Origin of the sequence: Agrobacterium sp. BT-220-3, assembly GCF_025910175.1 — a bacterium.
Taxonomy (GTDB): domain Bacteria; phylum Pseudomonadota; class Alphaproteobacteria; order Rhizobiales; family Rhizobiaceae; genus Agrobacterium; species Agrobacterium oryzihabitans.
Genome location: NZ_JAPAIX010000005.1, coordinates 145,192 through 171,974 on the forward strand (window position 1 = coordinate 145,192; position 26,783 = coordinate 171,974).

21 protein-coding genes are annotated in these 26,783 nt (G+C 54.9%); 15 read left to right on the forward strand and 6 right to left on the reverse strand.

Annotated features, from left to right (window positions below):
* Positions 1-24: 24 nt before the first annotated feature.
* The 3 genes from OK142_RS15590 to OK142_RS15600 all read right to left on the reverse strand — a co-directional run bounded on the left by OK142_RS15590 (position 25) and on the right by OK142_RS15600 (position 3,651).
* Positions 25-1,626, reverse strand: a complete 1,602-nt coding sequence (locus OK142_RS15590) for an FAD-dependent oxidoreductase (protein ID WP_498683918.1) — start codon at positions 1,624-1,626, stop codon at positions 25-27.
* Positions 1,627-1,631: 5 nt separating this feature from the next.
* A complete protein-coding gene (locus OK142_RS15595; RefSeq protein ID WP_498683734.1) occupies positions 1,632-2,702 on the reverse strand; it encodes a LacI family DNA-binding transcriptional regulator in 1,071 nt (356 codons plus the stop codon).
* A 211-nt stretch (positions 2,703-2,913) separates the two neighbouring features.
* Complete coding sequence (locus OK142_RS15600) at positions 2,914-3,651, reverse strand: carboxylesterase family protein (RefSeq protein WP_137039723.1); 738 nt, start codon at positions 3,649-3,651, stop codon at positions 2,914-2,916.
* 323 nt (positions 3,652-3,974) lie between these two features.
* Between OK142_RS15600 and OK142_RS15605 the strand changes: the two genes are divergently transcribed.
* Together OK142_RS15605 and dinB are read left to right on the forward strand one after the other, a co-directional pair.
* Positions 3,975-6,041 carry an ATP-dependent helicase gene (locus OK142_RS15605; protein WP_498683736.1) on the forward strand — a complete coding sequence of 689 codons (2,067 nt, stop codon included), beginning with the start codon at positions 3,975-3,977 and terminating at the stop codon, positions 6,039-6,041.
* A 23-nt stretch (positions 6,042-6,064) separates the two neighbouring features.
* The gene (gene dinB / locus OK142_RS15610; protein ID WP_498683737.1) at positions 6,065-7,144 is read left to right on the forward strand and encodes a DNA polymerase IV; all 1,080 of its coding nucleotides are present in this window, start codon (positions 6,065-6,067) and stop codon (positions 7,142-7,144) included.
* Between the two features lie 302 nt (positions 7,145-7,446).
* Here the strand turns inward: dinB and OK142_RS15615 are convergent, their stop codons facing one another.
* Positions 7,447-9,618, reverse strand: coding sequence for a TonB-dependent siderophore receptor (locus OK142_RS15615; protein ID WP_498683739.1), 2,172 nt, complete (start codon positions 9,616-9,618; stop codon positions 7,447-7,449).
* 272 nt (positions 9,619-9,890) lie between these two features.
* Between OK142_RS15615 and OK142_RS15620 the strand changes: the two genes are divergently transcribed.
* From OK142_RS15620 to OK142_RS15680, 13 genes are all read left to right on the forward strand, one after another.
* Positions 9,891-10,715 (forward strand): ABC transporter ATP-binding protein, encoded by an 825-nt coding sequence (locus OK142_RS15620; RefSeq protein WP_498683741.1) that lies wholly within the window; start codon positions 9,891-9,893, stop codon positions 10,713-10,715.
* Complete coding sequence (locus OK142_RS15625) at positions 10,712-11,755, forward strand: FecCD family ABC transporter permease (protein ID WP_498683743.1); 1,044 nt, start codon at positions 10,712-10,714, stop codon at positions 11,753-11,755. Before OK142_RS15620 ends, OK142_RS15625 begins: the two co-directional genes overlap by 4 nt.
* A complete protein-coding gene (locus OK142_RS15630) occupies positions 11,752-12,792 on the forward strand; it encodes a FecCD family ABC transporter permease (protein ID WP_498683745.1) in 1,041 nt (346 codons plus the stop codon). The genes OK142_RS15625 and OK142_RS15630 overlap by 4 nt, the downstream gene beginning before the upstream one ends.
* A gap of 7 nt (positions 12,793-12,799) precedes the next feature.
* Complete coding sequence (locus OK142_RS15635; protein WP_498683746.1) at positions 12,800-13,759, forward strand: ABC transporter substrate-binding protein; 960 nt, start codon at positions 12,800-12,802, stop codon at positions 13,757-13,759.
* Between the two features lie 92 nt (positions 13,760-13,851).
* Positions 13,852-14,748, forward strand: a complete 897-nt coding sequence (locus OK142_RS15640; RefSeq protein WP_498683920.1) for a MurR/RpiR family transcriptional regulator — start codon at positions 13,852-13,854, stop codon at positions 14,746-14,748.
* A 155-nt stretch (positions 14,749-14,903) separates the two neighbouring features.
* A complete protein-coding gene (gene rfbC / locus OK142_RS15645; protein WP_498683748.1) occupies positions 14,904-15,473 on the forward strand; it encodes a dTDP-4-dehydrorhamnose 3,5-epimerase in 570 nt (189 codons plus the stop codon).
* A gap of 2 nt (positions 15,474-15,475) precedes the next feature.
* A complete protein-coding gene (gene rfbB, locus OK142_RS15650) occupies positions 15,476-16,531 on the forward strand; it encodes a dTDP-glucose 4,6-dehydratase (protein WP_498683922.1) in 1,056 nt (351 codons plus the stop codon).
* 5 nt (positions 16,532-16,536) lie between these two features.
* Entirely contained in the window at positions 16,537-17,430 is an 894-nt protein-coding gene (gene rfbD / locus OK142_RS15655; RefSeq protein ID WP_498683749.1) for a dTDP-4-dehydrorhamnose reductase, read from the forward strand.
* Positions 17,427-18,293, forward strand: a complete 867-nt coding sequence (gene rfbA, locus OK142_RS15660; RefSeq protein WP_498683750.1) for a glucose-1-phosphate thymidylyltransferase RfbA — start codon at positions 17,427-17,429, stop codon at positions 18,291-18,293. The genes rfbD and rfbA overlap by 4 nt, the downstream gene beginning before the upstream one ends.
* Before the next feature lie 194 nt (positions 18,294-18,487).
* Entirely contained in the window at positions 18,488-19,753 is a 1,266-nt protein-coding gene (locus OK142_RS15665; protein ID WP_498683751.1) for a rhamnan synthesis F family protein, read from the forward strand.
* Positions 19,754-19,755: 2 nt separating this feature from the next.
* Complete coding sequence (locus tag OK142_RS15670; RefSeq protein ID WP_498683753.1) at positions 19,756-20,598, forward strand: glycosyltransferase family 2 protein; 843 nt, start codon at positions 19,756-19,758, stop codon at positions 20,596-20,598.
* A gap of 193 nt (positions 20,599-20,791) precedes the next feature.
* A complete protein-coding gene (locus OK142_RS15675; protein ID WP_498683755.1) occupies positions 20,792-22,537 on the forward strand; it encodes a rhamnan synthesis F family protein in 1,746 nt (581 codons plus the stop codon).
* Between the two features lie 262 nt (positions 22,538-22,799).
* Entirely contained in the window at positions 22,800-24,443 is a 1,644-nt protein-coding gene (locus OK142_RS15680; protein ID WP_498683759.1) for a class I SAM-dependent methyltransferase, read from the forward strand.
* Positions 24,444-24,532: 89 nt separating this feature from the next.
* Here OK142_RS15680 and OK142_RS15685 read toward each other — a convergent pair whose 3' ends face one another.
* Together OK142_RS15685 and OK142_RS15690 are read right to left on the reverse strand one after the other, a co-directional pair.
* Positions 24,533-25,633, reverse strand: a complete 1,101-nt coding sequence (locus tag OK142_RS15685; protein ID WP_498683760.1) for an NAD(P)/FAD-dependent oxidoreductase — start codon at positions 25,631-25,633, stop codon at positions 24,533-24,535.
* 88 nt (positions 25,634-25,721) lie between these two features.
* Positions 25,722-26,681, reverse strand: a complete 960-nt coding sequence (locus OK142_RS15690; protein ID WP_498683763.1) for a rhamnan synthesis F family protein — start codon at positions 26,679-26,681, stop codon at positions 25,722-25,724.
* Positions 26,682-26,783: the final 102 nt, after the last annotated feature.

Here is a 26,783-nt window from a genome sequence, read left to right on the forward strand (position 1 = left end):
TCGATCGAACGGCAGTCCGTCGTCCTAATAGGCCGCGATATCCGGCCAGCGTATTTCGATGCCCTCGCGGGTCAGCGCCGTCTGGAAGGCATGAAGATGTTGATCGTCTTCCTGCACTTCATGCGGCGTCAGGCCTTTTTCCAGGCAATAGGCCGCCAACATTCCAGCTACTTCGCCGATGTTCCATTCGACCGGATGCAGGCGGTAGCAGCCATTGGTGATATGCGTCGTGCCGATGTTCTTGCCGGCCGGAATAAGGTTCTTCACGCGCTCGGGTATGAGTGCGCCGAGCGGAATCTCGAAGGGGCAGGAAGGCACATCGATATAATTGTCGCCGCCGGTCGATGGGTGCAGATCGATGCGGTACATGCCGATACCGATGCTGTCGCGATAACGGAAAGCCCCCCTGTCGCCGCGAACCGTGTAGGAAAGATCCTGTTCAACGATACGCGTGACCGGCTTGATGCGGCGGCTTTCACGGATATAGGGCGCCATGGCAAGGCCGTGTTCGGTGCCGGTAATATCGCCTCTGAGGCGCAGGCCGCGAAAACCCTGTCCGCCATCGAGGCGCGGTGCTTCTGTTTGCAACCAGTAAAACACCGAATAGGAAAGTTCGGCCGCCGCCTTCAGATGCCGCGCCTTTTCCTCTTCCGAGACATCGATGATGGTGCCGTCCATATAGTCGATCATCGGCCAGTTCACGAGGCAGATATCGGACTTATAAAAACCCGTCGCGAAGTTCTTGCGTGCCGCAATACGACGGAAAATCCAGAGGTTTTCATCGCCACCGCCCTTGCGCTGATCGGCATCGACCAGCAGCGGATCATCATCCGGATTTGGCGTGAAGGAGCGGGTCGTATGCTCAAGGGTGCGCGGATGCGGCGCGGTGAAACCGAGCATCGGCCCACCCCAGAAATGCGGCTGGTACTTGCGCCAGTAGTCATAATTATCAGGCTTGTCGATCGTCTGATCGCCGTCGACGTGGTCGATTGCAAAGCAGATCGACACGGCCTGCACATTATCAGGCTGGGCGCTGGCCGGCGCACTGGGCTCACCCGTGTCCGATTGCGCCTCGAACCCCTTGGCATATTCCGTGCCCGTCATCGGCAGCAGATCGCCGAGTTCGGTCGCATCAAGAATATAGTCTGCGGAAATGACGATCTCGGCTCCGCTGTCGCGATGCTTCACGGTAATCGAGCGCACCCGGTCGCCATCCACATCGGCAGTGACCGGGCGGTAGGGCTTGAGCACCGTCAGCCGGTCCGCGCCGACATAGGGCATCAGCATGCTTTCCATCACCGCAAGGCTGACGCGCGGTTCGGCGCAGATCCGGCTGACCCAGCCGCCACCCGGATTGAGGTCACCCCAGGCGCGGGCGCCTTCCGTCAGTGGGTAATGGTCGCGGTAATATTGGCGCACGCCGTTGCGCAGCGCGCGATAAGAGCGGGTGATGCCGAACTGCTCGACCCAGCTATGTTCATCCGACGGCACGGCCTGGCTGGTCAGCTGACCGCCGATCCAGTCATATTCCTCGGTCATGATCACGCGCTTTCCGGCGCGTGCGGCACCGAGTGCCGCCGCCACGCCGCCAAGGCCACCACCGACCACAAGAATGTCTGCTTGCATCTCTTTCACGTCGTCACATCCGTTTTGTTGACTGGGGACTTATCCGGGGAGGCCGCTGGAGCCGGCCCCAATGTTTCACCCTTGACGGGTTGGCACTTGAGTAAAATCTGACTTCCCGGGCTGCCCGTCTCGATGCGGTTCACCAGCATTGCAGTCGCCTGCCGGCCCATCTCTTCACGGGGAATTTCATAGGAAGTGAAACGCACGGGGCTGCGGCCGGCGCGAATATGGCTGCCGAGCACGACCATCGAAAACACCTCGGGCACGCCGATTCCGCGCTCCCGTGCCAAAGTCTCGACGCGCACCGCATCCGCTAGTTCTATGAAAAATGCCACCGTCGCGCCGCTTTCGATAATCGCATCGAGGATTTTTTCAGCAGGCCGGTTTACCGCCTTTATGTGCACGGCAAGCGTCGCCGCCATGCCGAGCGCGTCGCTGAAACCTCGCCAGCGGTCGGCAATCGATTCCGCCGGACCGGCAGGGCCGATATAGGCGAGTTTCGAATGCCCGAGCTCCATGGCGTCTTCAACAAGCTGCCGCGTCCCTGCGGCATAGTCGCCGCCAACATAGGGCACCGGCCCGCCGGCATCGTCGCGTCGGCCAATCGCCACAAATGGATAATCTTCCGAGACCAGCCGGGCGAGTTCCTTGCGGTCAAATTCGCGACCGAGGACCAGGCAGCCATCGGCGATCCGGAGCCTGTTGCCCTCGGAAAAAATCTTGCGGTTGTTGCCGACGCCGGCACTGGTCAGCAGCAGAAGATCGTATGCCTGCTGCTGCGCCTCTTCCTCGATGCCCAACAGGAACGGCGTGAAGAAATCGGCCTGTGCACTTGGAAAAGCGGGCTCATAGGTGAAGACGCCGAGGATGCGATTAAGCCCCTTGGCCATGCGGCGCGCGATTGGGTCCGCGACATACCCCGTCTCGCGAATGACTGCCTGCACGCGTTCGCGTGTTTCTGCCGGGATACGGGCAATCGCAGTCGGCGCACCGTTCAGAACAAGCGACACCGTGGCCTGGCTGACGCCGGCAAGCTTGGCAATATCGTTCTGAGTAAGGCGTTTATGGCTGGTCACGCAATGCCCTCCCCGACATTCGCTGACTGCTAATACGTATTAGCTGTTAATGCGTATTAGCACGACATCGCTATTCGATGTCAAGAGGGGAAAGGCACACTTTCGAAGAGATGTTTTGATGAAGGCTTACGAGTCGGCCAGCGCGGCCTTATGACGGCCGCGCTGGGTTGTGGGCTTTTGTAACAGCGGTAAAATGGTGCCCGCTGCGGATTCAGGGTGCCGAAGGCGTCTTTTCATTTGCAAGCTTTTGCTGGAGCAGCCAGGTCCACATTGCCTCATCGCCCAGCACTTTTCCCTCGACCTCCTCATGGTTCGTATCCTCGAAAACCGTCAGCCGCACATTGCGTTTCAGCTCCTGGAGACGCTGGACGAGCACCACCGTATCGGACAAGGGAATCACCTCATCCCTTGCACCGTGAAAAGCCCAGAAGGCTGTCTTTTCATTGGTGCGATTGAGGTAATGGCGGATGCCGCCACCGGCAATCGGAACGACCGCGGCAAAAGTTTGCGGAAACTGCTCGGCCATCGACCAGGCCCCGAACCCTCCCCGGCTATATCCGATCAGATAGATACGGCTGCGGTCCACCCGATGATCCGCCACAACCGACTCAAGGACGCTTGCGACGCGCTCGATCGGATACAGCAGTTCCTCACTTGGATTTTGCGGTGAAAACACCATGAAAGGAAAATCACGTCCCCCTTCGATCAATTTTGGCAGGCCGCTGCTGCGCAGCTTTTCGACGTCGCTCCCGCCCTGATCACCGCCATGCAGCCAGACGACGAGGGGATAGGTTTTGTCCGAGCCGGCATAGTCTTTGGGTGTGTAGAGCAGATAATTGATATCCGACGCGATCGTTGCGTCAGACTTCATCGCCTTCTGCTCGGCAAAGGCAAATGTCGATGTGGCCAGTGCCGCGACAGCGATCAGGCATAGTTTCAGATGCTTCATGCTTTGGTCCTCCCAACAAACACACCTCTTCCCAAGGCGTGACTGGTGAACTCATCAGCCACCGGGTTGGTTCAGTGGCTTGAAAAGCGGGCCGGTCGACACTCCATGCGCAAGCCGATTGGGGCTGCGATCATCGTTCAGCCTGGGTTCTCCACTGTGGCATCGAAGAGAGAGACGTGCGTTCATTATTTGTTCTGGCCTGCTGTTTGAGTTTTTGCTAATCATTGCGACGAGAGTGCAAAAATGACCGGCCGTCATCAGACGGCTCGCATTTTTGAATAAGGCCGTCGTCGTGCGGATAGGCAAATATCAAGGATGCAGGCATGGCGGTTGCCTATCTGGACAAACTGAACGAGCAGCAGCGCAAGGCCGTGGAACATGGCGTTGGACTTTCGGAAGGACACACGGCCGGACCATTGCTGATCATCGCCGGCGCCGGTTCGGGCAAGACCAACACGCTGGCGCACCGGGTGGCGCATCTGATCGTCAATGGCGCCGATCCCCGCCGCATCCTGCTGATGACCTTTTCACGCCGCGCCGCTTCCGAAATGTCGCGCCGTGTCGAGCGGATCTGCAAACAGGTCATCGGCAGCAATGCCGGAACCCTGACGGATGCGCTGGCCTGGTCCGGCACGTTTCACGGGATTGGCGCGCGCCTCCTGCGGATTTATGCAGAACAGGTCGGGCTGAACGTGGACTTCACCATCCATGACCGCGAAGACAGCGCCGATCTGATGAACCTCGCCCGCCACGAGCTGGGCTTCTCCAAGACCGAGAGCCGTTTTCCAACCAAGGGAACCTGCCTTGCGATCTATTCGCGCGCCGTCAACTCGCAGACGCCGCTGAAAGAAATCCTGCGCCAGCATTATCCGTGGGTGTCCAGTTGGGAAGCCGAGCTCAAGCAATTATTCGCCGCCTATGTCGAAGCCAAGCAGGCCCAGAACGTGCTCGATTACGACGATCTTCTGCTCTACTGGGCCCAGATGGTCAGCGATCCCGACCTGGCCGGCGATATCGGCGATCGTTTCGACCATGTGATGGTCGACGAATATCAGGATACCAACCGGCTGCAGGCCTCGGTGCTGATGGCGTTGAAACCGGGCGGTCGCGGGCTGACCGTGGTGGGTGACGACGCCCAGTCGATCTATTCCTTCCGGGCAGCGACGGTACGCAATATCCTGGATTTTCCGGCATCCTTCAGCCCGGCCGCCGACATTATCACCCTTGATCGCAACTATCGCTCAACGCAGCCGATACTGGCTGCGGCCAACAGCGTCATCGACCTTGCCCGTGAGCGGTTCACCAAAAACCTCTGGACAGAGCGACAGTCACTCGAGCGACCGAAGCTCGTGACGGTAAAGGACGAAACCGAGCAGGCGAACTTCATCATCGACCAGGTGCTGGCCAATCGTGAGACCGGCATGACACTGAAGCAGCAGGCGGTGCTGTTTCGCACCTCCAGTCACAGCGGCCCGCTCGAGGTCGAGCTGACACGCCGTAACATTCCCTTCGTCAAATTTGGCGGCCTGAAGTTTCTCGACAGCGCCCATGTGAAAGACATGCTGGCGGTATTGCGGTTCGCGCAGAACCCGCGCGACCGGGTTGCCGGTTTCCGGCTTCTTCAGATGCTGCCGGGTATCGGCCCGAAAAAAGCGGGTAATATTCTCGATGCGATCGCGGCAGACCCCGAGCCATTGCTCGCCCTTGCCGAAATTCCGCCACCACCCAAAACCGGCGATGACTGGGTATCCTTTGTTCAGCTGCTGGCGAACCTGCGAAAATCGCACGGCGGCTGGCCATCGGATATCGAGCACGCGCGGCTCTGGTACGAGCCTCACCTCGAGCGCATCCATGAGGATGCCGAGACCCGCAAGGCCGATTTGCTGCAACTCGAGCAGATTGCCGGCGGCTACCCCTCCCGTGAACGTTTCCTGACCGAACTGACGCTCGATCCCCCGGATGCCACCAGCGACCAGGCGGGCGTGCCGCTTCTGGATGAGGATTACCTGACCCTATCAACCATTCATTCGGCCAAAGGCCAGGAATGGCGTTCCGTCTTCATCCTGAATGTGGTCGACGGCTGCATCCCCTCCGATCTCGGCGTCGGCTCCACGCATGAAGTCGAGGAAGAACGCCGTCTGCTTTATGTCGCCATGACACGCGCCAAGGACAGCCTGTCGCTGATAACGCCGCAACGGTTCTTCACCCATGGCCAGAATGCGCAGGGAGACCGGCATGTTTATGCGGCAAGAACCCGCTTCATACCGGCAACTCTGCTGCAATTCTTCGAAACCGCCACCTGGCCGCTGGTTTCGGCCGCTGCCTCCGAGCGCAGCGCACAGCAGATCCGCATCGATGTCGGCGCGCGGATGCGAGCAATGTGGAAATAAGGACGATCGTACAGGCTGGAACGATGGATAACACGGCTGTTCGAAAGATCATCCATATCGACATGGATGCCTTTTATGCATCGGTGGAGCAACGCGACAATCCCGCACTTCGCGGCCTGCCGGTCGCCGTCGGCGGATCGGCGGCACGGGGCGTGGTGGCTGCGGCGAGTTACGAGGCAAGAACCTTCGGCGTGCGTTCCGCGATGCCATCGGTCACCGCCAGACGGAAATGCCCGGATCTGATCTTCGTGCCGCCGCGATTTGACGTATATCGGCAGGTGTCGCAACAGATCCGGGAAATATTCGCCGAATATACCCCGCTGATCGAGCCGCTATCACTCGACGAAGCCTATCTCGACGTGACCGAAAACCTGAAAGGCATGGAGATCGCCACCGAAATCGCCCTGGAAATCCGCGCAAGGATCAAGGCGGTCACCGGCCTCAATGCCTCCGCCGGCATCTCCTACAACAAGTTTCTCGCCAAGATGGCAAGCGACCTGAACAAGCCGAATGGCCAGGCCGTCATCACGCCCAAGAATGGCCCCGGCTTTGTCGAGGCCCTGGCCGTCAAGAAATTCCACGGCGTCGGACCGGCCACGGCCGAGCGGATGAGACGGCATGGCATCGAAACCGGGCTCGATCTCAAATCGAAGTCACTCGGTTTTCTGCAGCAGCATTTCGGAAAGTCCGGCCCCTATTTCTACAACATCGCCCGCGGCATCGATGAACGGCAGGTAATACCCGATCGCATCCGCAAGTCCGTCGGCGCCGAGGATACATTCGTCGAAGACATCGACGATCTCGATCTGGCCAAGGCTGAGCTCGGCCCTTTGGCTCAGAAAGTCTGGCGGTATTGCGAGGCCCACGACATCACCGGAAAGACAGTGACGGTGAAAATCAAATATTCGGATTTCACTCAGGCGACACGCAGCAGGACTGTCTCGGGAGCCGTGCCTGACCTTGCGACGCTCCAGGAAATGGCCGAGACCCTGCTTGCCTCCGTCTTTCCATTCAAACGTCCGGTGCGGCTGCTGGGTGTTACTCTTTCATCGCTGAGTGGAGAAGAGAGCGATGAGGAACCGCAGCTCGCCCTTGGCCTCTGATGCCCCTGTTCTGAAAACGAAGAAGCCCGCCGCGGGAGGAGGTGCGGCAGGCTTTTCGAAAACTCGAACAACGGCTGGGAGGAGGAGTGCCATTGTTCACAAGACAACCCTTGGGAGGAGGATAGGGTCACCTCAGCTCGAAGCTCTGCGGGAGGAGGTGCATCACTTCGATGAACACCAAGATACCCGATTTCGCCGCATATTAAATAGGCTTTATCGCAGCGCAGCCATGCAAGAAACGCAGGGACTGATTTGCGCGAGCGATATATTGCGAGGCAAATGGCCTGTGCCGCCTTTTTCCGTCAGAATTTCACGCTGGCCGTCAGGCTGACATTAAAGGGCTCGCCTACGGTATTGGCATAGCTGGTGGAGCCAATGGACGAGGTGTAATAGGTCTTGTCGAAGATATTCTTCAGATTGAGCTGCAGCGTCACCGGCTTTTCGAACTGAAGCGTGTAGGTGGCGAAGGCGTCGAAGACCGCATAGCCCGGCAGATTATAGGAATTGTCGTTGATGCCGGCGCGCTCACCCACCGCCCGGACGCCGCCGCCGATGCGCAGCGTATTGCCGTTAGGCCCGACCTCGCCGACATCATAGGCAAGGAAGAGCGAGCCGGTGTGGCGCGCCACATTCGGCAGGCGTTTGCCGGCATAGGTGGGATCCTCAAGCACCAGCGCATCCGTGTAGGCATAACTTGCGATGAGATCGAGATCGTTGGTCAGGCTGCCGGCAATATCGACCTCGACACCGCGCGAACGGACGAGGCCGGCGGCCTTCACCATCGAGACGCCGCCGACATCTTCCGAATAGGCGACATTGCGCTTGCGGGCGTTGAACAGGGCGATATTGGCGTTCAGCCCGGCGAAAAGATCGAACTTCGCACCCACTTCGTAGGAGATGCCCTCTTCCGGATCGAGCCCGCCATAATAGGCACCAATCGAGGATTGTGGACGGAAGGTTTTGGCCACATTGGCGTAAAGCGAGGCATTCGGAGTGAGCTTGTAGACCAGACCGGCATTGGGAATGAGTTCGCCGCCATCCTTCTCGGTATTGACGACGAAGGGACGGCCCTTGCCGGCATAGATGTCGTAATACTGGTAACGCAAGCCGCCGACCGCGATCCATTGGTCGTTAAGATGCAGGGCGTCCTGCATATAGATCGAGGCGGTGGAAAGCTCCTCCGTCTGGTCGCTATCGACGGCCCTGACTGTCGTGCAAGCCGGCAACCTGCCATAGACGGGATTGTTGATGTTGAAATTCGTGGAATTTGCACAACGCAACATGTCGGTGCGCAGCGTGTCACTGTAATCGTAGGACATGCCGAACAGCAGATCGTTGCGCAGGCCGCCAATCTCGGCCTCACCGGTCAAATCAGCGCGGGCCGCATGGTTGTAAATGGTTGAATATTGCGTGGCGTCGGCGCGCCGCGTCACCTGCCCCGTGCGGGAATTATAACCCATCACGCGGGCCTGATTGTCCGAATATTCGTTGCGGCTGTAGGCGTAATTCAACGACAGCTTCCAGTCGTCGGACAATTGGCGGTCGATTGAAATGCTCGCCAAATCCGATTTGCCGTCGGTGATGTTATAGGCCTCGTCCAGCCTGAGGCGTCGGCTGACATTGATGGCCTTTCCGGTCGCCGGATCGAAGATCGTGCCGCGATCAAAGGGCACGCTGTAATCCTCATGCATGTAGGAAACTGTAATATCGGTATCTTCGGCGCTCCATTTCAGCGATGGTGCGATGAGCCAGTTCTTTTTCTCACCGAAATTGCGCCAGTAATCGCTGTTTTCCCCCTGGCCGATCAGGCGATAGGAAAAATCCGTTCCCGCAATCGGACCGGTCACATCGAAACCACCTGATGTGCCATATTTGCCCGCCCCCAAGGCGGAAAAACGCGAATAGGCTTCAGCGGTAAACGTATCTTCCGGTTTCTTCGTCACGACATTCACCATGCCGCCCGGATCGAGAATACCATAGAGAGTGGATGCCGGGCCTTTCAGCACTTCCACCCGCTCCACCGTATCGTTGAAGGAATGTGGCAATGCGGTCTTCAGCCCGTTGACGAGGATCGAGCCGTCGCGATTATCCCCAAAACCACGGCGGATGACTGCATCCTGCGTGCCACCCAGCGTGTTCGACTGGGTGACGCCGCTGACATTGGCGAGCGCATCATCCAGCGAGCGCGCCTGCTGGTCACGCAGCACTTCGTTGGTCACGACATTGACCGATTGCGGAATATCAAGGATCGGCGTCTCGGTTCGCGTCGCCGTGCCCGTCGTTACCGGCTGATAGCCCCGCGCGCCTTTTTTGACATCGGCATTGACGGTTATCGTTTCAAGCACGGTCGTCCCGCCGGCATTTTTCTTGGGTGCCGCGCTCTCCTGCGCAAAAGCAGGCAGGGCGACCCCGGCAAGAAGAAACGCCAGCAGCGCCCGCGAGCCTACCCGAATGATCATCGAACCGTCATGCATCTGTCTTGTCCCCGGCTGTCCCAATCGTAATCGCGACGATGATGCACCGCTCTTTCATTTGATGAATGTAGTAGTCAACTTTAATTCGGCGTATGACGGGCAAAAGATTGATGCGAAGAACGGACATTCAGGCATCGCCGGTCCTTATTTTCGGCCTGCAACCGCCGTTTTTGTGCAAATCACCGCGTAAAAACCGCTTTTTCAAATGCGATATACTTGACTACTACAGTCATCAATAATTCTGGTAGTGGTCCATTCAAACGGGTACGATCTTGAGCGCCGGCGGCAAAAACAGACGCGAGGATATACGGCTTGCGGCCAAGGCAATCGAACTTGCCTATGGCGACACGCCCGTGCTTGCCGACATGTCCGTAAACGTTGCACCGAACCGCTTCACCGTCCTGCTCGGCCCAAACGGGTCAGGAAAATCCACGCTGCTTTCCGCCCTCGCCCGCCTGCACCGCCCGGCGCGCGGCCATGTTGTTCTCGATGGCCAAGACATCTTCCGCCACCCCACGCGGGAGGTCGCGAAAAAGCTCGGCATGCTGGCGCAGCAGAACCACACGCCGGAAGGGCTTTCGGTCTTCGATCTCGTCTCCCGTGGCCGTTACCCGCATCAGGGATTTTTGAAACAATGGAGTGAGGAAGACGCTGACGCGGTGAACGAGGCACTTTCCGTGACCGGGATGTCCGCGCTTGCAGAAAGAGCAGTCGACAGCCTTTCAGGCGGCCAACGCCAGCGCGCCTGGATCGCCATGGCGCTCGCGCAGCAGACGGATATCATCCTCCTTGATGAACCCACGACCTTTCTGGATCTCCATCACCAGATAGAGGTGCTGGACATGCTGGCCGACCTCGTCACACACCACAACCGCACGATCGTGGCGGTGCTACATGACCTCAATCTCGCCCTGCAATATGCCGACCACCTGATTTTTCTGAAGGACGGACGGCTGCGGCACCGGCTGGAAACGGCGACACTGTGCGATGCCCAAATCATCGCGGACGTTTTCGACATGCCCGTCGCCCAGCTCACACATCCGGTAACGGCGCGGCCGGTATTTCTTCCCCTACCCGGCCGGACCGGCGCGGCATGATGTTTGCGAGAACCCGCGGCAGCGCGCGCGCCTTGCAGGAGCAGGCCTATGGCCGCACGTTTGCGGCAGCGCTGTTTCTGCTGCTGGCCATGCTGCTTCTGGTACTGGCGCACATCGGCGCCGGCCCGCGCGCCGTTCGCCTACACGTTCTGCACGACCTGATATTCTCCTATGACGCCCGCAATTTCGACCAGCAGGTTTTGCTGCGTCTGCGGTTGCCGCGTCTGCTGGCGGCGCTTCAGGCCGGGGCCTGCCTTGGAATAACGGGGCTTCTGTTGCAGACCCTGCTTCGAAACCCGCTCGGCGAGCCGCATATTCTGGGGCTGAATGCGGGGGCAAGCCTCGCGGTCGTTGTGGCGACGGTGACGCCGCTAGGACTGATCGCAACGCCGGCCTTGCGCCCGCTGCTGGCAGCCATGGGGGCGGGCATCAGCTTTTCTCTTGTTCTGCTGTTCGCCTCGGCCGGACGGCAGGGGCTGACGCCGGCAAAACTCGTCTTTTGCGGCATAGCGCTGTCAACGCTTGCCGGAACCCTCACCTCCGCCATCCTCATTCTCAACGAGGAAACATTGCAGCAGATGCGCTTCTGGTTGGTGGGCGATACGGCGGGGGTTTCGATGTCGGCCATCGCCGCAGCCCTGCCCGCAGTCACCATCGCGCTTCTCCTCGCATTCGCCGTCGCGCCGCGGCTCGATCTTCTCGCTTTGGGTGACACCACCGCTGCCACGCTCGGCGTGCCTGTCCGCTCCACCCGAATTCTGGCGCTTGTCGCAATATCTCTGTTCTGCGGCGCGGCCATCGCCATCGCCGGTCCCATCGGTTTCGTTGGTCTGGTGGTGCCGCCACTCGTTGCGCGTCTGAGAACCGGGCGGCTTCTGCTCGCCATTCCCATCGCCGCGCTCGGCGGTGCGGTTTTACTGATCGCGGCCGATCTCGCCGCCCGCCTGATCCTTTCGCCGAAGGAATTGCCGACAGGGGCAATGACCGGTCTTGTCGGTGCCCCGATCTTTCTCTGGCTGGTGCGCAGGGTGGTGAAATGAACGGTTACAGGGTCATCAGACTGGCGCGTTTCTCCATTCGCCTGATGCCGCAGCGGTTCGCCATTCTACTGGCGCTTGCCCTTTGCCTTACGCTTGTCGCCGTATGGTCGCTTACCGCCGGCAGCCATCCTATTACGGCCTCCTCCCTGTGGTCGCTACTAACCCGTGCAAATGCTGACCCCGTCGCCACTGATGCCGTAATGGTTCTCGACTTCCGCCTCTCGCGCCTGGCGCTCGCCATGGTCTCCGGTGCCATGCTGGGCATTGCCGGTGCCATCATGCAAGCGACCACCCGCAACAGCCTTGCCGACCCCGGCCTGCTCGGCGTGCGCGAAGGCGCGTCGCTCGCGGTGCTGGGCTGCCTTTTTTTGCTGCCCTCCCTGCCGGTGGCATTTCGCCCCCTGGCCGGTATCGCCGGCGGGATGGCGAGTGCTGCAATCGTCTTTTCGCTTTCCGGCGTCACCTCACGACTGCGCTTCGTTCTGACGGGCATCGGTTTTTCATGGTTTTTATCAGCTTTGTTGCTTACCCTTATGGCATCGCTTGATATTCGCAATTTGCAGACGGCGATGATCTGGATGGCGGGAAACCTGCAAGGCGCATCCTGGACCGCCGTCTCGATCCTTTCAGCCATTCTTGCCATCACCCTTTGCCTTCTTCTCCTCAGCGCCCGCGCCGCCGATGTTCAGGCGCTCGGAGACAATAGCGCAGCGGCACTTGGCGTTCACACCCGCTGGCTGTCTGCCCTGCATGTCGTCCTTGCTGTCATTCTCACCGCATCCTGCGTCTCCTTTACCGGTAGCATCGGCTTTGTCGGCCTGATCGGCCCGCATATCGCCCGGCTGCTATTGCCGGGCGGCTCCCATCCCGGGCTCGTTGTGGGAGCAGGGCTGGCGGGAGCGACGCTGGTTGCGACGGCCGATACGATTGCCCGAACCGCTTTTTCACCGCTTGAACTACCGACCGGGCTCGTTCTTTCGGCCGTGGGCACCCCCACCCTTCTTATCCTTCTCTGGTTTCACCGGCACCGACTATAGGTCTTTCATGCGCAAAACCATTCTCGCTTTCGTTTCAACCGCCGGGCTTCTTCTCGGCTCATGCATTGCTAACGCCGAGGGCAACCGGACCTTTACCGATGACCTCGGCCGCGCGGTCTCCGTTCCTCTCCAGCCGAAGCGCATCGTCGCCCTGCATGACATTGATCTCACCATTCCGCTGATAGAGCTGGGCGTGATGCCGGTGGGCAGCCATGGCCGCATGGGTGGAGACGGCAAACCCTATCTGCGTTCCAGCGCCATTCTGACCGGCGTCGATTTCGACAATAGCGACATCGCCTATATCGGCTCCATCAATGCTGATCTGGAGGCGATCGTCGCCCTCAAACCCGATCTCATCCTGACGGAACCGGACCGCCCCACCCCTATCGATAAACTGCAGCAGATTGCCCCGACCGTCGCCATCGACAACACGAAGGACGGTGCGCCGCATATCTACAAGGTGCTGGCCGAACTGACCGGCACGCAACCGCGGCTCGCCGTGCTGGACCGACGCTACCGGGCGCAGATCGAAGCGCTGAAGGCCTCCGTCGATACCGGCGCCGACACGGTCTCGGTGTTCCAGCCGCTGAATGGCAAGATCAGCGTCTATCATACCTATCGCGCGCTTGGCCGGGTGCTGCGCGATGCCGGTTTTCGTTTCCCCGCCATCATTGACGATATTCCGGAAGGCGAGCGCATCGAGATCAGCGCCGAGCGCCTGCCGGAACTCGACGCCGACTTCATCTTCGATCCCTATCGTTCCGACACAGGCGCTTCTCCGCAGGCCGAAATCGACATGATGGAGGCTGTGATGCCCGGTTTCTGCAATTTCCTGCAGGCCTGCCGGAATGGCCGCTACATTCTTCTTCCGCGCGAGGAGGCAATCTCCAACTCCTATGCCGCCCTCAGCCTCATGGTCTCCGCCATCCAGTCGCATCTCACGGTGAAGCCCACGGCTGAAAAATGATGATGAAAGCTGCCCCAAAGCGCTTGCCTCCCGACTGGAAGCGCTGCTAATCCGTGAAGAAGAGTATGAAACTCATCTTCACGGAAAAACCCATGCCGGCTGACGAAACGCGTATATCAAGGCTTCGGCACACCGACCGCTTCGGTGATCAATTGCGCAAGCGCCGCGACCGTCTTTCGCCCGGCCTGCTTGCCGTTGCCGAATATATTGACGGCCACCGCCACGCCGTTCTTGGCAAATCAGCGCTGGAAATCGGCTTTGAAACGAAGACATCCGATGCGACTGTCATCCGAGCGATCCAGGCACTTGGATTTCAGGGGCTGGTCGATCTCAAGGAAACACTGGAAGCCTATCTCGGCGTGACGGATTCACCCGTCGAGAAGATGGCAGCCACGACCAAATCCATGTCGGGCAATTCCGACGCGGCAATTGACTTCGTCCTCGAGAACCAGAAAAACACCTTGGAAATGCTGGCCAGCGCGGAAAACCGCGAAGCCATCGCCGTGTCCGTGCGTCTTCTGGCAGAAGCACGCGGCATCGGCGTCCTCGGCATCGGAGCCTCCGGCATCATCGCCACCTATGCAGCGCGGCTGTTCCAGCGCTCGGGCGTTCGCTCCTATACGCTGAACGCCACCGGCATCACACTCGCAGAACAATTGCTCGACCTCGAAAACGGCCACGTCCTCATCATGCTGTTGCATGGCCGCGCCCACCGCGAAGCCCAGACCGCCATCACGGAGGCCGGCCGCCTCGACATCCCGATCATCATGCTGCTTGGCCAGGAAGACAGCGTGCTCAAAAAACACGCCACCGCCTGCCTTTTCCTGCCTCGCGCAAAAAACGAGGGCGTTGCGCTACACGCCCCCTCCTTCATTGCCATGGAAACCATGGCGCTAGCCCTCTCCGCTGCCTGCCCCGACCGGAGCCTTGAGACGCTGGAGAGATTGGTGGAACTGAGGACGTCAATCAGGCCGCACAAGCGGACATAGTCTTGAGCCGAGGCACGAAGCCGGCAGGCCTTTCCGTTATACCGCCGGACGTCGAGAGGGTCACTCTTGTGTGGTCGACCGAGAAAGCGTTATTGACTGTCCGTAGCGATAAAGTCATATCACCGTGAGCAGGCAGACCAGACAGGATCCGCAAAGTGCAGGTAGAAGCATTCTCGATATCAGGCTTAAAAAAAATAACTCCGGCTCGTTTTGGCGATAGCAGGGGTTATTTCAGCGAGGTTTTCAAACGGGAATGGTTTCGCGAGAATGTCGCTGACATCGAATTCGTGCAGGACAATGAATCTCTGTCTGCGCAAGCTGGGACTGTGCGCGGGCTTCACTTCCAGGCGGATCCCTTTGCACAGGGAAAGCTCGTCCGCTGCATTCGTGGTCGCCTGCTGGATGTCGCGGTCGATATCAGAACGGGATCGCCCACTTTCGGACAATGGGCGGCCGTTGAGCTTTCAGCGGAAAACGGTGAACAGCTCTGGATCCCAGCTGGCTTCGCCCATGGTTTCGTGACGCAGATTGACGACACCGTTATCTCATACAAAGTCACAGCTCCCTACAGCGCGGCACATGATCGTGGTGTTAAGTGGGATGATCCGGCCATCGGCATCAACTGGCCAAAGATGGACAGCTACGTGCTTTCCGAAAAGGACGCCAAGCAGCCGCCTCTCTCCGACTTGCCTGAATATTTCATCTACAAAAAAACTGGGAACTGATGATGCGCGTTCTAGTCACCGGCGGCGCCGGATTTATCGGGTCGGCCCTTGTGCGCCATCTCGTAAGCGAAGTTGGTGCGGATGTTCTCACCGTTGACAAGCTGACATACGCGGGCAATCTGGCTTCACTCAAGCCAATTGAAAATGCGCCGAACCACCGCTTTCTTCAGGCGGATATATGTGACCGCGCCGCTATGAATGACGCTTTCGCGACATTTCAGCCGAATTACGTGATGCATCTGGCGGCCGAGAGCCATGTCGACCGCTCCATAACCGGAGCCGCTGATTTCATTCAGACCAATGTCAACGGCACATTCACGATGCTGGAGGCCGCGCGGCAATATTGGAACGGTCTTGCCGAAGACGCAAAAGCAGACTTCCGCATACTTCACGTCTCGACCGACGAAGTTTACGGTTCGCTCGGAGAGCATGGTCTCTTTGAAGAAACAACACCGTACGATCCGTCGTCGCCGTATTCAGCTTCAAAAGCCGCAAGCGACCATCTCGCTACGGCCTGGCAGCGCACTTATGGCCTTCCGGTAGTTATTTCCAACTGCTCAAACAATTATGGGCCGTTCCATTTCCCGGAAAAGCTTATTCCACTGATCATTCTCAATGCGCTGGAAGGCAAGCCTCTGCCGGTTTATGGAAACGGCGCGAACATCCGCGACTGGCTTTATGTGGAAGACCATGCCCGTGCCCTGTGGCTCATTGTTCAGAAGGGCCTTGCCGGCGAGAAATACAATGTCGGCGGCAGAAACGAGCAAAAGAACATCGATGTGGTCAACTGCATCTGTTCCATTCTGGACGAACTGCGCCCGCAATCTAAGCCCTATGCCGAGCTGATCAAATACGTCACGGATCGTCCCGGCCACGATGCCCGCTACGCCATTGACGCGACTAAGCTCGAAACCGAACTTGGCTGGAAAGCTCAGGAGAATTTCACGACCGGCATTCGCAAAACAGTGGAATGGTATCTCGATAATGCCTGGTGGTGGCAGCCGCTTCGCGATGGTGTTTACGCAGGAGAGCGTCTCGGCGTTCTGACAAAGGGCTGAACCGGATGCGGTTGGTAGTCACCGGAAAAAATGGACAGGTCGTCAGTGCGCTTCAAGCGCTTGGGAATGATAATCTGGAGATCGTGCCTCTCGGTCGGCCGGAACTCGATCTTGCTCGCCCTGAAACAGTTGCCAAGGCAATACGTGACGCAAAACCCGATGTCGTAGTGTCAGCGGCGGCCTATACCGCGGTCGACAAAGCGGAAAACGAACTCGACATGGCCTTTACAGTCAATCGGGATGGCGCAAGAGCAGTCGCACGAGCTGCGAGTGACATCGGCGTTCCGGTCATCCATCTTTCCACGGATTACGTATTCGATGGCACCAAAGCCACCGCCTACGTCGAGACGGATCCTACAGGTCCGACCTCCGTCTATGGCCGTTCAAAGCTCGAAGGCGAACAGGCCGTTTCTGAGATTACCGACAATTATGCCGTTCTGAGAACCGCTTGGGTCTATTCGGAATATGGCAGCAATTTCGTAAAAACCATGTTCCGGCTAGCTGAGAGCCGCGATGAAGTAAATGTTGTGGCGGACCAGTTTGGGTGCCCTACCTCGGCAAACGACATCGCGGCAGCGATCGTTGCGATTGCGAAAAAACTTGAGGAAGACTCCGCAGCGCACCTTCGCGGCGTTTTTCATTTGGCCGGAACAGGCGAAACAAACTGGGCGGAATTCGCAAAGCAGATATTCGCATTTTCTGCGGAAAATGGAGGGAAGCCGATGATCATCAAAGACATCACGACGGCGCAATATCCCACCCCGGCCCGACGTCCGGCAAACTCACGGCTTGATTGCAGCAAGCTGGAGGAAGTCTACGGCATCAGGTTGCCAGAATGGCAAACATCAACGCGCGCTGTCGTTGCCGCTCTAACGCAAAGCAAAAAGGAAACGCCATGAAGGGCATCATTCTTGCCGGAGGCAGCGGAACCCGCCTGCACCCCATGACGTTGGCGGTGTCTAAGCAAATCCTGCCGGTTTACGACAAACCGATGATCTACTACCCTCTGACGACGCTGATGCTCGCAGGTATCCGCGAAATACTCATCATTTCTACGCCGCATGATATGCCCCTGTTCCAAAGCCTACTAAGCGATGGCTCACAGTGGGGAATCTCAATTCAATATGCTGTACAGCCAAGTCCAGATGGTCTTGCTCAGGCTTATATGATTGGCGCGGATTTTGTAGCGCATTCATCGTCTTGCTTGATATTGGGTGACAATATTTACTACGGCCATGGTTTGCCAGAACTTTTGAAAACCGGGATTTCTTTAACCGAGGGAGCCACTGTATTCGCATATCATGTAAATGATCCCGAACGGTATGGTGTCGTGGAGTTCGACAGCGAGATGCGGGCTCTTTCCATCGAAGAAAAGCCTCAGAGGCCAAAATCGAACTGGGCAGTTACGGGTTTGTACTTCTATGATGCGGACGTTGTGGATATCGCCGCAAACCTAAAACCGTCGGCGCGGGGTGAATACGAGATCACTGATATAAATAGCATCTACCTCGAACGGGGAAAACTGAAGGTTTCGGTCATGGGACGAGGCTATGCCTGGCTCGATACAGGAACACCCGAAAGTTTATTGGAAGCCGGCGAATTCGTACGAACCCTGGAAAAACGACAAGGTTTCAAGATAGCTTGTCCTGAAGAAGTTGCCCTCAGCAAAGGCTTCATTACGAAAGACCAGTTTGCTGCTGTAGCTTCAAAATTCGGCAAAAGCGACTACGGTAGATATCTACGTCGGTTGGCAGGACTATAGCTCCATAGAGATTTCTATCCTAGAGTCGGCGTTACCACTTCCTGAGCACGGCTGAGCACGAAACCGCACCAATTAGATCTTTGTCAGACGAACCGTTGTTGCTCCTTTGGAAATACTTGTATGGTGCGCCTCCCTACATCGTTTCCCAAAAATCTGTTGCACGACAGCCAACTGGGGTGAATGTGGAATTTTCAATGCAAATAGTCAAAATCGTTTCTCTCACTCCCGGCTGCTACAGCATCAATTTAACGACCGATAAAAGTGTAAAAGCGATCGAAATCGCCGACACTGAAGGCCGTGTCCGTTGCTGCAGGCTCGATACACAGATCGATGAAATTCAATATTACTTAAAAATAAACACACCTCTCACCAAGATAACGATCAATATTGTAGGAGAAACCCAGAACAATAGCCTTGTAGATATTGAATTTTCTCCTTTATCCGCACTGAATTTCTATTGCAGGATGCTACTGGCAGGATTTAATAGACATAGAATTCAGAGTTTCGGCCCGGGTGAAAAACTTCTATGCTACGGCGGCCTATCTTCATATATTGCATCATTGGCATTTTCCAACGTCGAATATCGCTACCTTTACCTCTATGGCCTGGATGATGCCTCCATTGCCAAAAACGGTTGGGATTGGGCAGATAAAGGCTGGGTGAACAATGGAATTTCCAATGCTTCTGGTGACAACAGTGTCACCAGAACATGCATATACGTTCACATGCACTATTTGGAAACTTGGCCGGAAATCAAAACCGTTCTCTCCATGAACGCTCAGGACATGGACATCATCGTTACAGTGACTAGCAGTGACAACGAGTTTCCGAAGGAAGTCCAAAGATCATTCCCGCACGCAAAGGTAATTCGCACAGAGAACCGGGGGCGCGACGTAGGGCCGTTTCTCGAACTTCTGCGGCAAGATTTTTTTGCGCCCTATGATGCGGTTTGCAAAATCCATGGCAAACTCTCGCGAAAGGAAGGCAAGGAAACGATTTCCGGGCATAGAATCCGTCGCTACGCTTTGGCAAGTCTTTTGGCAGATGGCGCAGCGCGCGAGATCGCGAAGATGTTTAGAGAGACTCCAGATATCGGCCTCGCGGGACCCTTGAACCTTCGGTTGCCTCCAGCAGAAGAATCGGTGAATCGATACATCAAGAGCGAGTTAGTACAAATGCGACGAGTTTTCGATTTGGCCAAAATAAAATTCGAGTCTCATGAAGTTATATTCTTTGCTGGCACCATGTTCTGGTTTCGACCGGCAGCGTTGAAATTACTGCAAGATATAAATCTTGGTATTACAGATTTTGAGATTGAAAACGGTGCCAAGCGCGATACGTTACAACACGGATTGGAACGAATATTCTGTACGTTCGTGCAAAAATCCGGCTATCGTGTCGCTGGGCTTCAAGCGCAATCTCGACCTAATAGCGAAGCAACCTCAGTGGAGGGTGTGTAAGCATGCATAAGGATTCGCCCTCAGACGTCACAGTTATTTCCGTATGCTACAAAAGCGACAACGTTATTTCTGAAATGATGGACTCAATACCTAAATCTACTCGTATAATACTTGTCGACAACGGAAAGACAAACAGACTCCCCAACCTACCTCAAAACCGTGAAATCAGCATTTTGAGCTTGGAGGAAAATGTTGGTTTCGGGCGCGGTTGCAATGCTGGGGCGGCGATCGCGAAAACGCCCTGGCTACTCTTCCTAAACCCCGACGCAAAACTGAGGGATGGAGCGGTACAGGCGCTCCTTAACGCGACACAGCGCTATCAAAACGCTGTCGCGTTTAATCCCAGAATCATAAATAGCGATGGAAGCGTCTATTTCAAACGTAGATCATGGCTCCTGCCACGTAAAAAATACTTGCCACGCGGATGGCCGAACGGCGATGCGCAGGTACCCATACTTAGCGGCGCTGCAATATTTGTATCCCGCGAGAACTTCGAAGCTGTGGGTGGATTCGACCCGAATATTTTTCTGTATCATGAAGATGACGATCTTTCTCTAAGACTTGAAAAGCTCGGCCCCTTAATGTTTATACGTGATGCGGTAGTAATGCACCTCAGCGGGCATTCTTCAGGACGTTCTCCGGAAATAGCGCGCTTCAAAGCTTTTCACATGGCACGGTCGCGCATCTATACCGGTAGAAAGCATGGAAAACCCTTTGCTGTATCATCGGCGCTTGTACAAGCTCTAGCATTGCTTCTTTCACCTGCTGTCCTCTTCTCTGAGCGCAGACGTGCCAAAGCAGTGGGATTTCTTAGCGGAATATTGGCTGGCAGTCGCACCAAATGACTGTTCTAAAACAGCAGGTACCATGCGGTTAGGTAGAGTTACGATTGCCAATGAGCATTTGCAGGTTTGAAGGTTGCAAAAATTTGGGATATTCCGCCCTTCGAGGTCAATGATGTTTAATTCTTCTGTATCAGTAAATACAATCCGCAAACACTACGTCACCGTTACGACCCAAACGCCAGGGCTATGCCTTGTGGAGATCAAGGCCGGTGAATTTAGTGAAAAATATTTATTGAAACTTCAGAAAGAAGTATCTTATTTTATTTTTCGGTCCATTTCAGGTGAAAATAAACTCACATTTTCGGCGCCTTTCAAACTTGACGCGGCGATCATTTCCACAGGTCGGCGACGTCGCCCTCTCTCGGTGAAGCTACTTGAACTAATTGACGAGGCAAGACGGAGACGCCTTTCCTATTGGCCAAACATTCATACACTTAATGGCGTGGAACTTCGGGAAATAACTGCCGGAAACTTCATGCCTGAAGCACTGTCACAAACAGAGAGAAGCATATTCCATCGGCTTAGATATAACGAATCCGATATTTTGTTTCTAGGACAAGAAATACAAAAGCTTCAAGCATCTTCAAATATTTTACGTGACATACTCGACTGGCTGCATGACCCAAACGGCGAGGAGTTCGCGTTCTTTGTTAATGGAAGAGAGTTTTCACATACCAACAACTCAGCGATTCAGTATTATTTGCAGCAACGTTTTGGCGACGGATCGACCGGGAGCGGGCCTGCATGGTCCTTTATGACCGCAAACCCCACGATCGGCATGATTAGTTTTGGAGCGTCTGAAACCAACCACGTCTCAAAATTCAGCAGCGGGAACAGCAAACGACTTCTCCAACTCATGAACATCGATGTCGCAGACATTAAATCTAGCTCAGGCTTTCCAACAGCTTGTCTTATTCGAAAATCCGCACTCGCTTGGATTCTATCGACAAACATCGAGTATCAAGATATCGCTAGCGGGCTCTATGATGCCGATACGCTTTTACACCTCATACCTGCTCTTATTTGCAGAGCAGGCTTTGGAATTACACCGATTCCACTCCTGCAAGATGAGGCGGGTCTCGGCCATTCCGTGATGATTGCGAGATGGGTGCAGCATCGTCCCTTTCAATGTCCAGCAGGCAGCAATGTTTGCCTTTTCGTTGGCTTGCTTGGTAAGGATGGCCAGTTTGCGCCACATGCGTTGGCCTACATGCGGGGTCTAAAAGAGCAAAATTTATTTGTCTACGCTCTCGGAGTTAGCCTCTCAATACCTGAGTCTGCGCGGGATCCAGGAGAGGACTTCTGCAATGCTTTCGCGGCTCGCCAAAACGACGGTCACGATTTCGCCATATGGGCTGCAGCGATAAAACGTCATCCGGAACTCTGGGATGCAGAAACACTGCTTTTTGCGAATGATAGCATGATCCCCGCTCAGGCATCTTTCGACGATTTGTTTGATAAAATCTCTCTTTCTCCTTATGATGTTACCGGGCTGACGGATAGTACAATTAGTCATCACCATCTACAAAGTTACTTCATTCATCTGAAAAAAAATGCGCTTAAAAGTACGCAAGTTCGTAAATTCTGGAATTCCGTATTGTCATGGGCGGACAAAAGCAGAATTATCAATCTTTACGAAATCGGAATGACGAGTAAATTTTCTGCGGCGGGTCTGAGATGCGGCCCACTTTATACGCTGCCTGCGGCCGGCGGCATCGGACGGCGCAATCCCTCAATTTACTGCTGGAGAGAACTTATCAAGCTAGGCCTTCCGTTTGTAAAAACTCAAGTAATCAAAGATGCAATAGCGTCCGGAACGCTTCATGAAGTAATTAATTTTCTTAAGCAAAATGGTTTTGATGCGGAAACATTTCCTGGAACAAAATCCGTAGGAGGACAAAGTCAGCGCAATATGCATACCATATTGCCTGAAAAGTAGTGCGAAACACTTCATCGTACTCTATTGGTCCGCCGCCAAAACCATTGTGGGGGAATGAACTGCTAACGTTTTCGATATCACAGTGAACTTATTTCTTTTGAGCAACGACGGTAACCATAAGCCTTTTGCGGAAGCGAGTTGAAATCAACTTTTTTTAACAGTTGCTGCGGTTGACACTGCACCGTCCGCACTCTACGCCGACCATAGGCGAAATGTCTTGCTTTCGTCTGAGCAAAAACTGTGATGCATGCGGGGGCAGGCAATGGTCGAGTTGAAGTGGTACGATGGAAGCAAGGTCGAGATAAAATCGTGTCTCGCCTGCGGTAGAACTGAAGAAATGACGCTGACAGTCAGCACGAAACATGTTGTTCAGAGTCGTGGCGACGTGTTGTTTTATAAATGCCCAGTTTGTGCATCAATAAACGCCGAGGGTCAATTTGCAGATTTCCTCACTTCAGATGAGGGATTTATAGGATCCGACAACAGCAAATACGTATGGGATCATTATCTTGAAATTGGTGCAGGCATCGATTTCATGGTCAGGCCTTTAGAACGGGTTGGCATCGTCGATCAGGGACGTCTTCTTGATGTTGGCTGTGGGTACGGTTTTCCCCTGGATTATTGGGAATTTGCAGCTCGCGGTGAGGCTATTGGCCTAGAGCCTTCCGAATATGGAGCTCGTGGCAGTCAAGAGCTGGATATTCGGATCATTCCTGAATATCTGTCGGACCAAACAGAACTTGTCGGACAGAAGTTTGACAGAATAATCTCATCCGAAGTCATTGAGCATGTACCAGATCCAAAGGCATTCCTGGAAGGGTTACGGGAATACCTTGATCAAAAAGGCATTGTAATACTGACTACTCCCAATGCGGGGTTCATAACACCCGGCGTGTCGTTAAGCACAATGATTGCAGCGCTATCGCCTGGCCTGCATCAGGTGCTGTTCAGCAAATCCGCGCTGGAGGACTTGCTGCGTGAGGTTGGATTTTCTCACTTTGTTGTTGATGTTCGTGAGGAGCGATTGATTGCCTATGCTGCCAACGAACCAATCTCCTTTAAGAATGACGATGTAAAAATACGGGCCAACTATCTCAACTATCTGCGGTCCAAACTCGGAGCAACAAATCCACTCGATGCCTTGGGTGCCGGTGTTCGTTACAGGCTTTTCAAGGAGCTTGTTAATGAAGGGGAATTTGATGAAGCCTTTGTTGTAGGACGTGAAATTTCTTCCTCGATAGCAACAAAATACGGCTTCGATCCGCTTTCCCCCCCTGAAACACTGAGCGCAATCCGTTCATGTGATACATTGCCCGCCTATTCAGCGGCGGCTCCTTTTTTCCTTCCCTGTTTTGTGTTCTACGCCGCCATGTTGACACGACACGGTCGAACTATGGGGGCCTATAGCGCTGCCGATTTGTTCTCATGCGCAGCTGATCTTTGCGCACATGCTCAGCGACATAATGTTATTTTTTCGCAAGAAGCAGGAACGCTTTACTGGGTCTCCGTCTACGAAGAAGGCTTTGCGCGATTAGTAGATGGCGAGAAAGAACGTGCGTATCATCTGATGGAGCGTATACGAAAAGGCTCCGCACCTGAGGATAAATACCTAGAGACTTGCTCTAGGCCTCTTTCTCTGATTGCACGCGCCACGCTTCAGTCTGGTATCGCAAAGCTACAGGCAGGAGAGCCAGAATGGGCAATGTCAATCCTGCGCAAACTCATCGCTGATGGGGAAGCGGCGGAGATGCCGGAATTGATTGCCGAAGCGAGATCCGCATGGAAAACTGCTGCGGCGCAATCACGTGACATGCTACCAAAAAATACTGTTGAACATATCCAGTCGTCGCCAGAGAGAGATAAATCTCGTAACAAGGGCTTTATAGCTTCTCTTTTCAAGAGTTAAAGACGACAACAATTTTGGTAGCTGACGCAATCAAGTACAAATAAAAAGGGGAGAAATTCTCCCCTTTTTGCCAATCATTTATTGTGATTTTACGACACCATCTCAGAAACATGGCGCCCAATTGCGAGGGATGACGTCAAACCAGGGGATTCAATTCCAAACAACTGAATGACGCCGGGTACGCCGTGTTCTCGAGGGCCTATGATTTGAAAGTCTTGTTTCGCTATTGCAGGCGGAACAATTTTGGGACGAACACCTGAATATGCTGGCTGGAGGCTGTCGTCAGGCAAGTCTGGCCAATAACGCCTTATAGCATCGTAAAAAACAGCACTCCTGGTCGGATTGACGTCATAAGAGATAGTTTCTATCCACTCAACATCTGGACCAAACCGCGCCTGCCCATTCAGATCCAGCGTTAGATGCACACCTAACCCGCCCGCAACCGGAACTGGATAGATCAATCTTGAAAAAGGCGCCTTTCCAGTGACCAAGCTAAAATAGTTCCCTTTCGCAAAATATGCAGTTGGGATGGATCCTTTGGGAAAGCCGTCCATCAAACCCGCGACGTTGGGGGCTGTCAGACCAGCGGCGTTTATCAGCCAGCGGCATGAGATTTGAATTGGCTCAGTGCCGCCAATCGATACGACCGAGCAATCGCCAATTTTCGCGGACAGAAACGGGCTTCTGTATGCAAACAGAGCGCCATGTGCCTCAGCCTCTCCAACCATCGCCAACATGAAACCATGACTGTCTACTATTCCTGTAGAGGGAGAATGGAGAGCCTCAACGACGTTAAGGTTCGGCTCCAGTTCCAAGGCTTCGTGTTTATGCAACACGACCAGATCTGAAACACCGTTAGAATAAGCGTGTTTGGCAATGGCAGGCAATCTTTGCGCTTCCTCCAAGCTCGTTGCCACGACAAGCTTACCGCATCTTTTATATTCTACGTGATGTTCAGAACAAAAATCATACAACATATCTCGCCCGGCAACGCAGAGCCGGGCCATAAGACTGTTTGTGGGATAATATATTCCCGCATGTATCACTTCGCTGTTTCGGGACGAAGTTCCGAACCCAAAGCTCGGTTCCGCCTCTAGTACCAGAACATCCCTTCCCGCAAGTGCCAGGCTACGCGCAATCGCGATGCCGACCACTCCCGCGCCGACCACAACACATTCAACTTCTTCCATAATAGTCGCCTAAATCTCACAATACGTCGCGAAGGGAACGCAGGAAGAACTCAATACTCGCGATATTCCGCTTCAAAACAAGCAAGGTTTACGCACCATTTGTAACCAAGCTAATATGCTCTTCCAGTTCCTCGAGCGTGACTGGTGAATCTTCCCCAATGACATCACGCCAATCTGCCGCGTCATAAACATATGACGGGTTTAACGTTACCAGTTCGGTTTTAATGAATGGAAAGTTATAAGCCAGAATGAGATGACGCCAAAAATAGTGTGTAGGATTTAGAGCAGCGCTCCAAAGCCTTGCCTTCATCCTCATTCTAATCCAGCTAAAACGTCCACCGGAATCCAATCCAGCGTCGTCAAACAAAAGCTTTTCTTCGTTTTTGGAAAACTCTTTGAGCAGGAGAGGCATAGACGCCAACAATCCACGAAGGTGATCTCTGCTATTGAGATGTGCCGATTCCAACTCTTCGTAACTGAAGAGTGTATAAAGTGGGATGCGTTTACCGGCAATAAAAGTCGATAATGCGAGTTCGCCTCGCTCTATCATGATCTTCTTTCTAAATGAGCAATATAATTGCTCAAAGAACGCGTCCAGGCATGAGATCGCTCCCTTTCCGCGAAATAGAAGAAAATATGATTGGAGGTGCGGCACATGATCAGGACTATCTGTTAGCCCTAGAACACCTTCCTCAACAGAGCGAAGAGCAGCCATAATCGGGGCAAACGGACGAACCGGGCCTAAAACACTGTCGTTCGTCAACAAAATCTCGGGAGCAGCCATAAGCTCCTCACGACATCGTAGCCAGGCATCTTTCCACGCACCAATATCGCGCCCAAATGAGCGACGTTCGAATCCTATATTGATAAAACTTTCGATCAATTCCACCTTATCTTCTGGGATTGGCGACATTGTCACGAAAATGATATCAAAACCCTCGCTACTCAATGCACGCAGCTGCTCCACCACCATTCGGGAAATCGTTCCCGCTGGGTTGAAATGCGCATAGATAGCGATCGGCTTGCCAGTCTGAAGTGGCTTCTCCACGAAGACTGAACGCACTCTGGAGGCCCAACCGACTTCATTCTCTCTCTTGTCTCGTAGGTTGGGTCCCGATCTTATTTTATTACGCAGAAATCGTTCAAGTCT

Bases quoted from the DNA above. Each gene is read 5' to 3' on its own strand.
- OK142_RS15590 (WP_498683918.1), bottom strand. From the start codon at position 1,626: ATGCAAGCAGACATTCTTGTGGTCGGTGGTGGCCTTGGCGGCGTGGCG.
- OK142_RS15670 (WP_498683753.1), top strand. From the start codon at position 19,756: ATGCATAAGGATTCGCCCTCAGACGTCACAGTTATTTCCGTATGCTAC.
- OK142_RS15605 (WP_498683736.1), top strand. From the start codon at position 3,975: ATGGCGGTTGCCTATCTGGACAAACTGAACGAGCAGCAGCGCAAGGCC.
- OK142_RS15685 (WP_498683760.1), bottom strand. From the start codon at position 25,633: ATGGAAGAAGTTGAATGTGTTGTGGTCGGCGCGGGAGTGGTCGGCATC.
- rfbB (WP_498683922.1), top strand. From the start codon at position 15,476: ATGCGCGTTCTAGTCACCGGCGGCGCCGGATTTATCGGGTCGGCCCTT.
- OK142_RS15630 (WP_498683745.1), top strand. From the start codon at position 11,752: ATGAACGGTTACAGGGTCATCAGACTGGCGCGTTTCTCCATTCGCCTG.
- OK142_RS15640 (WP_498683920.1), top strand. From the start codon at position 13,852: ATGCCGGCTGACGAAACGCGTATATCAAGGCTTCGGCACACCGACCGC.
- rfbD (WP_498683749.1), top strand. From the start codon at position 16,537: ATGCGGTTGGTAGTCACCGGAAAAAATGGACAGGTCGTCAGTGCGCTT.
- rfbA (WP_498683750.1), top strand. From the start codon at position 17,427: ATGAAGGGCATCATTCTTGCCGGAGGCAGCGGAACCCGCCTGCACCCC.
- dinB (WP_498683737.1), top strand. From the start codon at position 6,065: ATGGATAACACGGCTGTTCGAAAGATCATCCATATCGACATGGATGCC.
- OK142_RS15615 (WP_498683739.1), bottom strand. From the start codon at position 9,618: ATGCATGACGGTTCGATGATCATTCGGGTAGGCTCGCGGGCGCTGCTG.
- OK142_RS15600 (WP_137039723.1), bottom strand. From the start codon at position 3,651: ATGAAGCATCTGAAACTATGCCTGATCGCTGTCGCGGCACTGGCCACA.
- OK142_RS15680 (WP_498683759.1), top strand. From the start codon at position 22,800: ATGGTCGAGTTGAAGTGGTACGATGGAAGCAAGGTCGAGATAAAATCG.
- OK142_RS15635 (WP_498683746.1), top strand. From the start codon at position 12,800: ATGCGCAAAACCATTCTCGCTTTCGTTTCAACCGCCGGGCTTCTTCTC.
- OK142_RS15665 (WP_498683751.1), top strand. From the start codon at position 18,488: ATGCAAATAGTCAAAATCGTTTCTCTCACTCCCGGCTGCTACAGCATC.
- OK142_RS15625 (WP_498683743.1), top strand. From the start codon at position 10,712: ATGATGTTTGCGAGAACCCGCGGCAGCGCGCGCGCCTTGCAGGAGCAG.